The organism is Sphingopyxis sp. (assembly GCF_050916055.1).
Lineage (GTDB): Bacteria > Pseudomonadota > Alphaproteobacteria > Sphingomonadales > Sphingomonadaceae > Sphingopyxis.
In genome coordinates this window covers 938,646-953,360 of the sequence record NZ_CP051527.1, presented here as the reverse complement: position 1 = coordinate 953,360, position 14,715 = coordinate 938,646, and the positions used below count along the sequence as shown (strand labels likewise).

The 14,715-nt window shown below is 66.4% G+C and carries 13 protein-coding genes; 6 read left to right on the top strand and 7 right to left on the bottom strand.

Features of this window, described 5'->3' with window-relative positions; all coding sequences use genetic code 11:
* Nucleotides 1-7: 7 nt before the first annotated feature.
* From HEQ22_RS04735 to HEQ22_RS04710, 6 genes are all read right to left on the bottom strand, one after another.
* On the bottom strand, nt 8-1,165 hold the full coding sequence (locus HEQ22_RS04735; RefSeq protein WP_432770050.1) for a glycosyltransferase family 4 protein: 1,158 nt from the start codon (nt 1,163-1,165) through the stop codon (nt 8-10).
* Between the two features lie 59 nt (nt 1,166-1,224).
* Complete coding sequence (locus HEQ22_RS04730) at nt 1,225-2,178, bottom strand: hemolysin family protein (RefSeq protein ID WP_432770049.1); 954 nt, start codon at nt 2,176-2,178, stop codon at nt 1,225-1,227.
* Between the two features lie 8 nt (nt 2,179-2,186).
* On the bottom strand, nt 2,187-2,693 hold the full coding sequence (gene ybeY, locus HEQ22_RS04725; RefSeq protein ID WP_432770048.1) for an rRNA maturation RNase YbeY: 507 nt from the start codon (nt 2,691-2,693) through the stop codon (nt 2,187-2,189).
* Between the two features lie 355 nt (nt 2,694-3,048).
* Nucleotides 3,049-3,912 (bottom strand): sigma-70 family RNA polymerase sigma factor, encoded by an 864-nt coding sequence (locus tag HEQ22_RS04720; protein WP_432770047.1) that lies wholly within the window; start codon nt 3,910-3,912, stop codon nt 3,049-3,051.
* A gap of 2 nt (nt 3,913-3,914) precedes the next feature.
* Nucleotides 3,915-4,370 (bottom strand): carboxymuconolactone decarboxylase family protein, encoded by a 456-nt coding sequence (locus HEQ22_RS04715; RefSeq protein ID WP_432770046.1) that lies wholly within the window; start codon nt 4,368-4,370, stop codon nt 3,915-3,917.
* Nucleotides 4,371-4,459: 89 nt separating this feature from the next.
* Nucleotides 4,460-7,099 (bottom strand): DUF4118 domain-containing protein, encoded by a 2,640-nt coding sequence (locus HEQ22_RS04710; RefSeq protein WP_432770045.1) that lies wholly within the window; start codon nt 7,097-7,099, stop codon nt 4,460-4,462.
* 256 nt (nt 7,100-7,355) lie between these two features.
* On the opposite strand from HEQ22_RS04710, the gene kdpF reads away from it, so the two are divergent.
* Genes kdpF through HEQ22_RS04685 form a run of 5 tightly spaced genes read left to right on the top strand, consistent with a single transcriptional unit; the run spans nt 7,356 to nt 12,502 of the window.
* Nucleotides 7,356-7,445, top strand: coding sequence for a K(+)-transporting ATPase subunit F (gene kdpF / locus HEQ22_RS04705; protein ID WP_432770044.1), 90 nt, complete (start codon nt 7,356-7,358; stop codon nt 7,443-7,445).
* 12 nt (nt 7,446-7,457) lie between these two features.
* Nucleotides 7,458-9,161, top strand: coding sequence for a potassium-transporting ATPase subunit KdpA (kdpA, locus tag HEQ22_RS04700; protein ID WP_432770043.1), 1,704 nt, complete (start codon nt 7,458-7,460; stop codon nt 9,159-9,161).
* Nucleotides 9,162-9,174: 13 nt separating this feature from the next.
* The gene (gene kdpB, locus HEQ22_RS04695; RefSeq protein ID WP_432770042.1) at nt 9,175-11,202 is read left to right on the top strand and encodes a potassium-transporting ATPase subunit KdpB; all 2,028 of its coding nucleotides are present in this window, start codon (nt 9,175-9,177) and stop codon (nt 11,200-11,202) included.
* Between the two features lie 10 nt (nt 11,203-11,212).
* Nucleotides 11,213-11,800: a potassium-transporting ATPase subunit KdpC gene (gene kdpC / locus HEQ22_RS04690; protein WP_432770041.1), complete on the top strand. Its 588-nt coding sequence runs from the start codon at nt 11,213-11,215 to the stop codon at nt 11,798-11,800.
* 9 nt (nt 11,801-11,809) lie between these two features.
* Nucleotides 11,810-12,502, top strand: a complete 693-nt coding sequence (locus tag HEQ22_RS04685) for a response regulator (protein ID WP_432770040.1) — start codon at nt 11,810-11,812, stop codon at nt 12,500-12,502.
* 295 nt (nt 12,503-12,797) lie between these two features.
* Here the strand turns inward: HEQ22_RS04685 and HEQ22_RS04680 are convergent, their stop codons facing one another.
* Entirely contained in the window at nt 12,798-13,337 is a 540-nt protein-coding gene (locus HEQ22_RS04680) for a TetR/AcrR family transcriptional regulator (protein ID WP_432770039.1), read from the bottom strand.
* Between the two features lie 112 nt (nt 13,338-13,449).
* On the opposite strand from HEQ22_RS04680, the gene HEQ22_RS04675 reads away from it, so the two are divergent.
* Nucleotides 13,450-14,706, top strand: a complete 1,257-nt coding sequence (locus tag HEQ22_RS04675) for a cytochrome P450 (RefSeq protein WP_432770038.1) — start codon at nt 13,450-13,452, stop codon at nt 14,704-14,706.
* The last annotated feature ends 9 nt before the right edge of the window (nt 14,707-14,715 follow it).

The following is a 14,715-nucleotide window of genomic DNA, read 5'->3' as shown; positions in this document are numbered from 1 at the left end:
CGGCCGCTCAGGCCCCGCGCCGCTGGCGTTGACGGATCAGTCGCAGATAGGTGTCGGCCACCGCGCGGTTGATCGCATCCCACTGATAGGCGCCGCTTTCCTCGACCGCCGCGGCGCCATGGGCGGCACGAAGCGCTTCGTCGCGGCAATAGCGCTGGAGATGGTCGGCGAAACCGGTGATCGAACCGGGCGCGACAAGATAGCCGGTACGGCCATGTTTGACGATGCTGGCGCTGCCGGTCGCCCGCGCCGCCACCACCGGAAGGCCGCACGCCATCGCTTCCAGCGTCACATTACCAAAGGTTTCGGTGACCGACGGGTTGAAGAAAACGTCGCACGAGGCCAGCGCGCGGGCCAGATCCTCACCCCCCTGAAAGCCCACGAAATGCGCGCCGGGCAGCCGCGATTCGAACCACTCCCCCGCCGGGCCTTCTCCGATGACGACGACCCGGTGCGGCACGCCGCGGCGCGCGAGCACGTCGATCGCGTCGGCAAACACGTCGAGCCCCTTCTCCATCACCAGCCGCCCCAGAAAGGCGATGGCCGGGACCTCGTCGGGGATATCGAGCGTCCGGCGCCACGCCATGTCTCGGCGGCCCGGATTAAACACACCTCGCTCGACGCCGCGGGTCCATATCCCGATATCGTAATTCATCCGCTGCTCGCGCAGTACCTGCGCGAAGCTTTCCGACGGTGCGATCAGCGCGTCGCATTTGCGATACAGCTTGCGCAGCCAGGCGACGATCACCGGCTCGAGAAACGACAGGTTGTAATAGCGGAAATAGGTTTCGAAGCGCGTGTGGACCGAACAGGCGACCGGGATGCGCCGCCGCCGGGCCCACGCCGCTGCTTGCCGCGCGACGCGATCGGGGCTGGAAATGTGCAGAACGTTGGGCGCGAACTCGGCAATATCCTGGCGGACGCGCGACGAAAAGCTGAGCGGAATGCGGTATTCGGGCCGGTTGGGGATCGCCATCGACGGGACACTGACCAGATCTCCGGTCGGCGCAAAATCGGGCGTCGCGACGGTCGGCGAATAGACGCGGACCGCGGCGCCCTGCGCCAGCAGATAGCCCACAAGGCGGTTGAGCGCCTTGTTCGCGCCATCGACGGTCATGTTGTAGTTGCCGCTGAACAGCGCGATGCGAAGGTCGGAAACGTCCATCGCGCCAGCGCTAATCGCATCGCCCCCCAAAGGCAATTCGGGCATCGCCGCCGACCCGGTCAGAAGTCCTCCGGTCGCGCGGGCGACGCCTCCAGCTCGACGACGACCGGCGGATGGAGGCGGAGACGATGGACCCGGCGCTCGTCGGCTTCGGTCACCTCGATGCGCCAGCCGCTCGGGTGGAGCAATATCTCGCCGACCTCGGGCACATGACCCGCGAGCACTGCCGCGAGGCCGCCGAGCGTATCGACGTCTTCGTCGACGTCGGCGAGCCGCGGGTCGATCGCCTCGCCGATGTCGTCGAGCTCGGCGCGCGCGTCGGCTTCCCAGCAATCATTCTCGCCGCGCATGAACAGGAGGACCGGCTCGTCGTCATGCTCGTCCTCGATCTCGCCGACGATTTCCTCGACCAGATCCTCGATCGTCAGCAGGCCTTCGGTGCCCGAATATTCGTCGATGACGATCGCCAGATGGGTGCGCTGGGCGCGCATTTCGGCGAGCAGGTCGAGCACCCCCATCGATTGCGGGACATAAAGCGGCTGGCGGATGAGGTCGAGCAGGGGCGGCGGCGCGCGGCCTTCGGCGAGCACGGCAAAGACGTCCCTGACGTGGATCATGCCGACCACTTCGTCGAGCGTCTCGCGATACACCGGCAGGCGGCTGTGACCGGCCTCGGCAAACAATGCGACGATTTCGGCAAAGCTGGCGCTTTCGGCAATCGCGATAATGTCGGCGCGCGGCACCGCGACGTCGTCGACCGTCTGTTCGCCGAAGTGCAGCAGGTTGCGCAGCATCTTGCGCTCGATCGGCGACAGGTCGCCGACGACGCTGCTGCCGCGCCGGTCCTGCCCCTCTTCCTCGGCCTCGTCGATGACGTCTTCGATCTGTTCGCGTAGCGAGGGCTCGCTGTTGCCGCCGAACAGCAATGTCCGCAATCCGGCCAGCAGGCCGGATCTACTGTCGTCTTCCGATCGGTTCGAAGATCCCTGGTCGTCGGGCATGGGGTTTGGCATTTCCTCGGTTAATCCTGATCCGCATATGGATTGGCGAGGCCCAGCGACGCAAGCGCTTTCACCTCCAGCGCCTCCATCGCCCCCGCACTCGCGTCGTCGAGATGGTCGTAACCGACCAGGTGCAGCGTGCCGTGGACGATCAGATGCGTTGCATGAGCCTCCAGCGACACGCCCTTTGCCCCGGCTTCGTGCGCGCACGTCTCGCGCGCCAGCACGATGTCGCCGAGCAGTATCTCGCCGTCGTCGCTGTTGGCCAGACTTTCGAGCAGGTCGGCCTGCACCTGCGGAAAGGACAGGACGTTGGTGGGTTTGTCCTTGCCGCGAAAATCGCGGTTGAGCGTCTGAACCTCCGCGTCGTCGGTCAACCGCACCGCGACCTCGACCAGCGGCGCCGCGTCGGCAAGGCCGGCATAGGGGCTAACCGCGAGCGCCGCGGCGACGGCTTCCCCGGCCCGCGCCTCCCAGTCCAGCGCATCGGGCCACGGGGTTGCGGCGTGGGTTTCGACGCTCAGCACGAAAAGTCTCGCATCAGGGAAAGGGCGGAAAACTGCCGAACTTCACTCGCAATTCGTGTTTTCATGGCGGCTTTGGTCACAGCGGGATTGTCGTTGACGCGCATGACTATCCGCTACCGCGACACGGCGATGTAGGACAGCCTTTTTTGCCGTTCTAGTGGTGGGCGAATTTGGGGCGTCGAGCGGACGGTGCCGATCCTCCCCCACCGGGGCAGGGGGACCACCCGCAGGGTGGTGGAGGGGTACAGGCACGCATACGCAGCGCTCGACACCGCGTACCCCTCCACCATGCTTCGCATGGTCCCCCTCCCCGTGCCGGGGAGGATCGATCGTCCGCTACCGCTCGCCAACCTCCTCAATGCACATGCCCCAGCTTGTCGGGGTTGCGCATCACATAGATGCCGACGACCTTGCCCTCGGCAATCTCCAGCGCCGTCGTCTGCAGTTCGCCATCCGCCTCGCGGGTCACGAAGCCCGGCAGGCCGTTGATCGTGCCGACATGGACCAGCGCCGAGCCATATTTGCCGAACAAGACCGCAAGGCTGCGGTGGAGTTTGAGGACGGTGTCGAACCCCAGGATCGGCCGGTCGGCCGCGGGTCGCTTGCCGCCGCCGTCGGCCCACATTCCGACGTCGGCAGCGAGCAAGGCGCCGAGCGCCGCCATGTCGCCGCTGCGCGAGGCGGCGAAAAAGGCCTGGGCGATCGCAATCCCCTGCGCCTTCTCCAGCTTGTAGCGTGGGCGCGCTTCGCGGACGTGGGTGCGGGCGCGCGCCGCGAGTTGGCGGGTGGCGGCGGGATCGCGACCGATCGTGCTCGCGACCTCGTCGAAGCCGACGCCGAAGACGTCGTGGAGCAGGAATGCCGCGCGTTCGAGCGGCGACAGGCGTTCGAGCGCGAGCATCAGCGGCAGCGTGACATCGTCCTCTTCCGCCTCCTCGACCAACGGGTCGGGCAGCCAGGGACCGATATAGGTCTCGCGCCGCGCCCGCGCCGATTTGAGCTGGTCGAGGCAGAGCCGCGTCACGGTGCGGCGCAGGAAGGCCGCGGGTTCGCGCACCGCGGCGCGGTCGGCGCCGAGCCAGCGAAGGAAGGCATCCTGCACCACATCCTCGGCATCGGCGACCGACCCGAGCATGCGGTATGCGACGCGCGTGAGCAGCGGGCGCAGCGGGTCGAAACTCGCCGCCGCATCCGGTGCCTCACGGGAAGCAGGCTGCATCCTCAGGCCGCCTTGGCCGCCGGGTGTTCGAGCCACAAGTCGAAGCCGACCGCCAGGCGGTTCCAGCCGTTGATGATGTTGATCATCAGGGTCAGGTGCACCTGTTCCTCCGCGGTGAAATGCGCTTCGATCTCGGCCTTGGCCGCGCTGTGTGTGTGGCCCTGCGACAGCCGCGTCAAGGCGTCGGTCCAAGCCAGCGCGGCGCGCTCGCGCGGCGTGTAAACCGGCGCTTCCTGCCACGCGGCGAGCAGATAGATGCGCTGTTCGGTCTCACCCTTGGCGCGCGCTTCGGCGGTGTGCATGTTGATGCAGTTGGCGCAGGCGTTGAGCATCGAGGCGCGGGTTTTCACCAGCTCGATCAGGCCCGGCTCAAGGCCATTCTGCACCGCGAGCGAGACGCCCATCCATTGTTTCATCAGCTGCGGCGCGGCGGCGAAGGGGTCGGTCACTTCGGTCATGTCGTGTCTCCTGTGCTTGTGGGATGCACATTTGACGAGCGGGCGCGGCGATATGTGACACGGGCCGCAAATTTAACGATGCGTTGCCATCAACGCTTTGGAAAGCTGAGGGTGAAGAGGGCGCCGCCGTCGGGGTGATTGGCGGCCGACAGCCGGATCCCCAGCGCGTCGGAGAATCCTTTCGCGATCGCCAGCCCCAGGCCGCTGCCGCCGTGGCGGTCGCTGCCGTTGCCGCGCGCGAAAGTGTCGAAGATCAGCTGCTCGGCGCCCGGTTCCAAGCCTTCGCCGCAGTCGCGGACCGTGAGCACGACCGTGTCGGGGGTGTGCCGCCCGACGATCGAGATCGGTCCGGCGTTGCCGCCGTGCTGGACCGCGTTGGCGACGAGGTTGAGCAGAATATGGTGGAGAAGCCGTTCGTCGGTTCTGACGAAGGGTAAATTGGCCGGCACCTGAAAATCGAGATGGTGGCCGCGCAGCATGTCCTTGAGGTCGTGGACCACACCGGCGACCACATCGGTCAGGTCGACCGACTCCATGCTGAGGTGGATGCCGCCCGCGTCGATCCGCACCAGTTCGATCAGATTGTCGAGAAAACGGCGCAGACGCGACAGCTCGGCGCGGGCGGTCGGCAGCGAACCGGCGTCGGGATATTCGGCGCCGATCGCTTCGATCGCGGCGGTCACCCCGGTCAGCGGGGTGCGCAAGTCGTGGCCAATCGACGACAGCAGTGCCGCGCGCAGCCGGTCGCGTTCCTCGAGTACCGAGAGGCTGCGCATCTCGTCTTCGAGGTAGAGGCGCTCGTGCGCCAGCGCCGCCTGCCCGATCAGCGTCGCGAGCAAGGTCGCCTTGTCGGCCGCCACCGGCGCACGATCGTCATCGCGCGCGACGCCGAGCACTGCGAGCACGCCGAGGCTGGTCTTGAGCGGGTGGAATTGCCAGTCGGAGGCCAGCAGGGTGCCGGTGCCGCGCCCGGCCGGCTCGCCGCTGCTCCACGCCCATTCGGCGGCGGCCTGGTCTACCGGCGAGATCGTCGCCTCGCGCGGGCGCGACACGATCGGGTTCAAGACACCGTCGGTTTCGGCGAGCATGACGCAGCGCACGCCGAGCAGCCGCGACACTTCGTCGCAAGTCGCGGTCGCGGTCGCGTCGCGGTCCGATGCGCGCGCCAGCATCTGGCCGAACGCCGCCAGCGACGCATTTTCCTCGGCGCTGCGCACCCCGATGCGGGCGCGGGTGCGGAGCCGCCCGGCAAGGTTGCTGGTCACCGCCGCCACCCCGGTCAGCACAAGCATCGTCAACACGCTTTGCGGATCGGCGATGGTGAAGGTGTGGATCGGATCGAGGAAAAAGAAATTGAAGGCAAGCGCCGCGGCGATGCTCGCGAACAGGCCGGGACGCAGGCCGTACAGCGTCGCGGTGACGATCACCGGGATGAGGTAGAGCAGGTCGACCGCGCCGCGCCCGATCAGCGGCTGGGCGAATTTCGCGAGCAAGGTCGTCGCGGCGATGAGCACGAGCGCACCCGCATAGGCGCCCGGCTGCCCCCAGCCGCGCAGCCAGCCTTTCCACCCGCCCGCACCGCTTGCGGTTTCCGGCGACGGGATGACATGGACGGCCAGATCCTTCGAGCCGCGGATCAGCGTTTCGACCACCGATCCGTGTCGCAGCTCGAACCACCAGCTGCGCTGCGAGCGGCCGATGATCAGCTGCGTCGCGCGCTGCGCCTCAATCTGACCGCGCAGCCCGGCGATGACATTTTCCGACGGGATGGTGGCAATCGTCGCGCCGAGTGTCGCCGCGAGCGACAGTGCCGCGGCGATCCGGCGCCTCGTCTCCTCGTCGAAATTTTCGCTGCGCGGGGTTTCGATATGGACCACGGTCCATGGCGCGTTGAGACCGTCGGCGAGCCGCTTGGCGGTCCTCACCAGCGCGTCGCCCCCCGGCTGTTCGCTGATCGCCACCAGAACGCGCTCGCCCGCGGCATAGGTACCCGCGACCCCGCTGGCGTCGAGGTCGTGCAGCATCTGGCGATCGACGCTGAGCGCGGCGCGGCGCAGCGCCATTTCGCGCAGCGCCGACAAATTCGGTTTGGAAAAGAAATGGCCGAGCGCGCGCGACGCTTCCTGCGGCACATAGACCTTGCCGTCCTTCAGCCGGTCGATCAGCTCGTCGGGGGGCAAGTCGACGAGCTTGATCTCGGCACCCTCGAACACGCTGTCGGGCACCGTTTCGCGCACGCGCACGCGCGTGAAGCTGGCGACGACGTCGTTGAGGCTTTCGACATGCTGGATGTTGAGCGTCGTATAGACGTCGATCCCGGCGTCGAGCAATTCGGCGACATCCTGCCAGCGCTTGGGGTGGCGGCTGCCCTCGACATTGCTGTGCGCATATTCGTCGACCAGCGCCAGCGCCGGCGCGCGGCGGAGCACCGCGTCGAGGTCCATTTCGGTGAGGGTGCGGCCGCGATATTGGACCTCCTGGCGGGCGATGAGTTCCTGCCCGGCCAGCAACGCTTCGGTTTCGGCGCGGCCGTGGGTTTCGACCACCGCGACGACGACATCGACCCCGTCGCGTTTCAGCGCCGCGCCTTCCTGCAGCATCGCATAGGTCTTGCCGACCCCCGGCGCGGCGCCGAGGAAAATCTTGAGCGCGCCGCGGTCTTCGCGCCGCGCCTGACGCAGCAACGCCTCGGGTGACGGCCTTTTGGCGGAAGGGGGCGGCGTCGGCATCGGCACGGCTTAGACGAACGCGGTCGCCGGCGCCAAGCGCGCGCCGCCGAACTTTATGGAAACTTTATGCCAATCGGCAAATTCGCCCGCGAAACTTTACGGCGAAGCGGCGTAGCGGCGCCCACATGCTGAAGGCTCCCTCCCGGAGTCCTCTCGCCGGAGACCATCCATGTCCGATATCCTGTGGCTCGGCCTCATCGCCCTGCTCTTCGCCGCGACGCTCGGTTACGCGCGCCTTTGCGACGGCGCGTAAGCGATGAGCATCGCGCTGATCCTCGCCGGCGTCACCGCCGCCGCCCTGCTCGTCTATCTGCTCGCCGCCCTGCTGCGGCCCGAGCGTTTCTGATCGGAACCTGACATGACCGTCGCCGGCTGGAGCCTGATCCTCCTCTTCGTCGCCATCACCGTCGCCCTCGCCAAACCGATGGGACTGTGGCTGTTCGCGCTTTACGAAGGACGCACGACGCCGCTGCACCGGCTGTTCGGTCCGGTCGAGCGCGGCTTTTTTCGTCTGGCCGGGATCGATCCGAATGAGGAGCAGGGCTGGCGGCGCTATGCGCTGCACATGCTGCTTTTCAACCTTGTGCTCTTGCTGTTTACCTACGCGATCCTGCGGCTGCAGGGCGTGCTGCCGGGCAACCCGCAGGGGTTCGGCGCGGTCAGCGCCGACGGCGCATTCAATACCGCGGTCAGCTTTACCACCAACACCAACTGGCAATGGTATGCGGGTGAGACGACGCTGTCGCACCTGTCGCAGATGCTGGGCCTGACGATCCAGAATTTCCTGTCGGCCGCGACCGGCATCGCGATCGCCTTCGCGCTGTTTCGCGGCTTTGCGCGGCGCGAGATGAAGACGATCGGCAATTTCTGGGCCGATATAACGCGCGTTACTCTCTATCTGCTACTGCCGATCTGCATCGTCTATGCGATCTTCCTGATCGCGAGCGGGGTGCCGCAGACGTTCGCCGGATCGGTCGATGCGACGACGCTGGAAGGCGTGAGGCAGACGATCGCGCTCGGCCCGGTCGCGAGCCAGGAAGCGATCAAGATGCTCGGCACCAATGGCGGCGGCTTTTTCAACGCCAACAGCGCGCATCCGTTCGAGAATCCGACCGCGATCACCAATTTCGTCCAGATGTTGTCGATCTTTTCGATCGGCGTCGGACTGACCTGGTGCTTCGGCAAGGCGGTCGGCGACACGCGCCAGGGTTGGGCGATCCTCGCCGCGATGGGGGTGCTGTTCGTCGCCGGGGTCACCGTTACCTATTGGCAGGAAGCCGCGGGCAACCCGCTGCTCCACCAGTTGGGAGTGGCCGGCGGCAATATGGAGGGCAAGGAGGTGCGCTTCGGCATCGCCGCCTCGGCGCTGTTCTCCGTCATCACCACCGCGGCGTCGTGCGGCGCGGTCAATGCGATGCACGACAGTTTCACCGCGCTCGGCGGCATGGTCCCGCTGTTCAACATGCAGCTGGGCGAAGTCGTCGTCGGCGGGGTCGGCGCGGGCATTTACGGCTTCCTGCTGATTGCCATCCTCGCGGTGTTCGTCGCCGGGCTGATGGTCGGGCGAACCCCCGAATATGTCGGCAAGAAGATCGAGGCGCGCGAGGTCAAACTCGCGGTGCTGGCGATCGCGATCCTGCCGCTCGTCATCCTGGGGTTCACCGCGATCGCCAGCATCCTGCCCGAGGGCCTCGCCGGGCCGCTCAACAAGGGTCCGCACGGATTTTCTGAGATTCTCTATGCCTTCACTTCGGGCGCCGGAAACAATGGGTCGGCCTTCGCCGGACTGACCGCGGGCACGCCCTTCTACAACGGGATGCTCGGCGTCGCGATGTGGCTCGGGCGCTTCTTCGTGATCGTCCCCGCGCTCGCGATCGCCGGCAGCCTTGCCGCCAAGCGGCATGTGCCCGCGACCAGCGGCTCGTTCCCCACCACCGGCGGACTGTGGGTCGGCCTGCTCGTCGGAGTCATCCTGATCCTCGGCGGCCTCACCTTCCTGCCCAGCCTCGCGCTTGGCCCTATCGCCGATCACCTCGCGGTGACCGGTGGCCAGCTTTTCTGACGGATATACAGCCATGAACGCTCCCACTTCGATGTTCAGCGCCGCGCTCGTCGTTCCTGCGATGCGCGACGCCGTCCGCAAGCTCGATCCGCGCCAGCTGATGCGCAACCCGGTGATGTTCGTCACCGCGGTCGTTGCGATGCTGCTGACCGTGCTGCTCGTCATCGGCGAACCCGGCCTGCCGCTCGGCTTCGAGATCCAACTCGTCGTCTGGCTGTGGCTCACCGTGCTGTTCGGCACCTTTGCCGAGGCGCTCGCCGAAGGGCGCGGCCGGGCGCAGGCAGCGTCGCTGCGCGCGACAAAGGCCGAGCTCAAGGCCAAGCTGATGCTCGGCGTCGGCGACACCTATGAGATCGTCGCCGCCAGCCAGCTCCAGAAGGGCGAGACCGTGCTCGTCGAAACGGGCGACCTGATCCCCGCCGACGGCGAGGTGATCGAGGGCGTCGCGTCGGTCAACGAAGCCGCGATCACCGGCGAAAGCGCGCCGGTGATCCGCGAGGCGGGCGGCGACCGCAGCGCGGTGACCGCGGGGACGCGGGTGATTTCCGACCGCATCAAGGTGCAGGTGACCGCCGAACCCGGCCAGGGTTTCCTCGACCGCATGATCGCGCTGGTCGAGGGCGCCGAACGCCGCAAGACGCCAAACGAGATTGCGCTGACCATATTGCTCGTCGGGCTGACGATCATCTTCCTGATCGCCGTCTCGACGATCCCGGGCTTCGCCTCTTATGCGGGTGGTTCGGTGCCGGTGGTGCTGCTCGCGGCGCTGTTGATCACCCTCATCCCCACCACGATCGCGGCCTTGCTGTCGGCGATCGGGATCGCGGGGATGGACCGGCTGGTGCGCTTCAACGTCCTCGCAAAATCGGGGCGTGCGGTCGAGGCGGCGGGCGACGTCGATGTGCTGCTGCTCGACAAGACCGGCACGATCACCATCGGCGACCGCCAGGCGAGCGAATTTCGCGCGCTGGCCGGGATCGACATCGACCGGCTCGCCGAAGCGGCGTTGCTGTCGAGCCTCGCCGACGAAACCCCCGAGGGCCGCTCGGTCGTCGCGCTGGCGCGCGAACGCTATGCGATCCGCGTTGAAACGCTGCCCGCCGGGTCGGAGGTCATCCCGTTCACCGCGCAGACCCGCCTGTCGGGGGTCGTCGTCGCCGGCGTGACGATCCAGAAAGGCGCGGTCGACTCGGTGCTGAAAGCGCATCCGCAAGGCGAAAACGCCGCCGTCGTCGAACTGCGCAAGATCACCGAAGACATCGCGCGGTCGGGCGGCACCCCGCTTGCGGTGGTGAAAGACGGGCAATTGCTTGGTGCCATCCACCTCAAGGACGTGGTCAAGGCGGGGGTGCGCGAACGTTTCGGCGAGCTGCGCAAAATGGGCATCCGCACCGTGATGATCACCGGTGACAATCCACTGACCGCCGCGGCGATCGCTGCCGAGGCCGGGGTCGACGATTTCCTGGCGCAGGCGACGCCCGAGGACAAGCTGGCGCTGATCCGCCGCGAACAGGCCGAGGGCCGCCTTGTCGCCATGTGCGGCGACGGCACCAACGACGCCCCGGCGCTGGCGCAGGCCGACGTCGGCGTCGCAATGAACACCGGGACGCAGGCGGCGCGCGAAGCGGGCAATATGGTCGACCTCGACAGCGACCCGACCAAGCTGATCGAGATTGTCGGGCTGGGCAAACAATTGCTAATGACGCGCGGGGCGCTGACGACCTTTTCGGTCGCCAACGATGTCGCCAAATATTTCGCGATCATCCCGGCAATCTTCGTCGTCCTCTATCCGCAGCTCGGCGTGCTCAACGTGATGGGGCTGGCGACGCCCGAAAGCGCGGTGCTGTCGGCGATCATCTTCAACGCGCTGATCATCCCTTGCCTCGTCCCGCTCGCGCTGAAAGGCGTGCGCTATCGGCCGATGCCCGCAGGCCAGTTGCTGGCACGCAACCTGTCGGTGTTCGGGCTCGGCGGGCTCGTCGCGCCGTTCGTCGGCATCAAGCTGATCGATCTTGCCGTGTCCGGCCTCCACCTCGCTTAAGGACTTATCGATGTTCAACGACCTGAAATCAGCCGTCCGCCCCGCGCTGATGCTGACTCTGCTGTTCGCCGCGCTGCTCGGCATCGCCTATCCGCTGGCGCTGACTGGGATCGGCCAGACGCTCTTTCCGGCAGAGGCCAATGGCAGCCTGATCCGCGATGGCAACACCGTCATCGGATCCGAACTGATCGGACAGAAATTTGCCGGCCCGACCTATTTCCACGGCCGCCCCTCCGCCGCGGGCGCCGACGGTTATGATGCCGCCGCGTCGGCAGGATCGAACCTCGGTCCCGCCGCGCAGGCGCTAACCGATCGCGTCAAGGCCGATGTGGCCAAATTGTCCGAAACGACACCGGGCCCCAACGTCCCGCCTGACCTGGTGACGACCTCCGCCTCGGGGCTGGACCCCCACATCAGCCCCGAGGCGGCTTTTTCGCAGGTGACCCGCGTGGCCGCCGCCCGCAATCTGCCCGCCGCACAGGTTCGCGCGCTCGTCGCGGCGACGGTCGAGCAACCGGCGCTCGGCTTCCTCGGCGAGCCGCGGGTCAATGTGCTGCGGCTCAATCGCGCGCTCGACGCGCGCTCCGGACGACCGTAACAAGGGCGAATGTCGCAATCCGCGAAAATTCTGGTCACCGAAGACGATCCGCATATCCGGCGATTGTTGCGCGCGACGATGCAGCGCGCCGGGCACGCGGTGGTCGAAGCGGCGGACGCCCGCCAGGCGATCGCGCTGCTCGATATCGAGCGGCCCGACGTCGTGCTCCTCGACCTCGGCCTGCCCGATCGCGACGGCCTCGAACTGATCGAACCGATCCGGCTGCGCTCGGCCGCGATCATCATCATCGTCTCCGCACGCGACGACAGCAGCGAAAAGGTCACCGCGCTCGATCTGGGGGCCGACGATTATGTCACCAAGCCCTTCGATACCGACGAATTGCTGGCGCGCATCCGCACCGCGCTGCGCCACGCGCGGAGTGCGGCAGCCGGCGAACCGGCCGGCATCGTCGAAGCAGGGTCGGTACGGATCGACCTCGATCGGCGGCGAGTGACCAAAGATGGGGAGGAGGTTCACCTGACCCCAAAGGAATATGCCGTTCTCGCCGAACTGGCCCGCAACCCCGACCGCGTTCTCAGCCACAGCCAGCTGCTGAAATCGGTGTGGGGACCGGCGCACGTCGAGCGGGTGGAATATCTGCGGATCGCGGTGCGCGGACTGCGCCAGAAGCTCGAGGCAGACCCCGCCCGGCCGACATTGATCAAAAACGAGTTGGCCGTCGGCTATCGGCTTTGCGCTTGAGACGTGCAGCAGTTCGGGCGCGGCGTTCGGGGTCCAACGACGAGCAGCGTCCCGCTCATCCGGCACGCCGCGGCAGATCGGCCGCAGTTAGGGTCTACGCTGCTCCTCAGAGCCGAAGTTTAGAAGGAACGGAGCACTTTGGCGGTCGGCGATCCAGCGACGCGCAACCGGAGCTACGCCCTCATCAATTCCTCGACCATGACGAGCGCGAGCATGGCCAGAGCCCGCCAAGCCGACGGTTTATCGCAAACGCTCGTCCGCCCCGCTTTACGTTCAGCAGGGCGAGCTTTTTGGTTTACACCCGCAAGATCGCACGCAGGATTGTCTGAAAACTTTGCGCCGGGACGCCAGTCGCCAGGAACCGTTCAATATTTCCGACCAGCGCGAGCGCCGCTATGATCCGCGCTTCGGCCTCAGCAGCCGCAAGATCGGGCCGGAGCGTATGCAGCGCGTCTGCAAGACGCCCGACCGCATCCCGGCGCAGTTGATCGAGGCGAAGCCGCTCTTCGGGCTCCATTGTCCCCGCCGTTCCGTGCAGCAGCGCAATGATGGCGCCTTCGCTCAAGGCGCGCTCGGCCAGAATGTCGGCCAGAGCATCCGAGGTCTGCGCCGGTCTGTCCGGAACGACGTCGATGGCGGCCACCGTATCAGCCACTGCGGATTCGAGGAGTGCGAGCAACAATTCGGCCTTGCCCGAAAAATATCTATAGATGCCCGGCCCGCTGATTCCAGACGCTGCGGCGATCGCATCGACGCTGGCTCCGGCATAGCCATGGTCGCGGAACATCGCAGCGGCGGCCTGCAGAATCAGCGCACGCCTGTCGGCCGGCGCCATCCTCGATCGCCCAGCAGGGCCTGCCGTCTCCGCGCTCGTCGTCATCATTATCCCCTAGCGCGAGCGACACCGGATTGCTAGTAAACGATCGTTCACTAGTGAAGAGGATGACATGTCAATACGCCCCCTCGCCAATCCGGCCTGTTTCGATCCCGACGAATTCGCTGCAAACGGCTACCCCCATGAAATCTGGTCGCATATGCGCCAGGAACAGCCCATTGCCTGGCACGACGACGGCCTTCGCGAGCCTTTCTGGGCGCTAACGCGCTATGCGGACATCACGGCGGTCGGCAAGAACAGCGACCAGTTCATCAGCGCTCCGGGGGTCACCATCCTGCGCAACGACCAGCTTGGAGGGGCCGATACACAACGCGTGCCGTTGCTGCTGACGATGGATCCGCCCGAACATCACAAGTACCGGATGGTCCTGCGCGAACGCTTCAAGCCGAGTGTCATGCGGGCGCTTGAAGACCATATCATCGTGCGCTGCCGGGAAATCGCCGATCAAGTGGCGGCGGCGCGAGTCGTGGCGGCGACTGCGGGCGACGGCGAAGTCATTGATTTCGTCGAGGCCATCGCGATGCGTTTGCCGCTCGACGTCATTCTCGAGCTGCTCGGCGTCCCCGAGGACGACCGCGACCAGATGTATTTGTGGAGCAACGCCGTCATCGGCAGCGAAGATCCGGAATATGGCAATGTCGACCTGCCACGCGAAGCGATCCTTGCCGCGCAGCAAGCGATGTTCGGCTATTTCGCGCGTTTCATCGCCGAGCGCCGCGCCGCGCCGCGCGAGGATCTCGTCAGCCTGCTCGTCGAGGCCCGCGTCGACGGAACGCCGCTTGGCGACTACGAAATTCTGGGTTTCTGCTTCCTCCTCGCTATTGCGGGAAACGAAACGACGCGCAATGCGACGAGCGGCGCAATGCTGGCGCTGATCGAACATCCCGAAGCGCGCGGCGCGCTGACCGCAGACCCGTCGATCATGGTGCCGGCGGTCGAGGAGCTGCTGCGCTGGGTTACCCCGATCGTCTATATGGCGCGCACCGCGACATGCGACGTCGAGATCGCCGGGCAGACCGTGCGCGCGGGCGAGAAGGTCGTGCTCTTTTATCCGTCCGCCAACCGCGACGAAGCCATATTCGAAAATCCGTTCACGCTCGACCTGTTGCGCAAGCCCAATCGGCACCTGACCTTCGGTTTCGGACGGCACAGCTGCCTTGGCAACGACCTCGCGCGGATCGAACTGCGAGCGGTGCTCACCGAGATACTGACGCGCTTTCCTGGGCTGGAACTCGCCGGCCCCGTCAGCCGGCTGCGGTCGAATTTCGTCGGCGGTATCAAGCATATGCCGGTGCGGCTGATGCCTTGACACTGGACA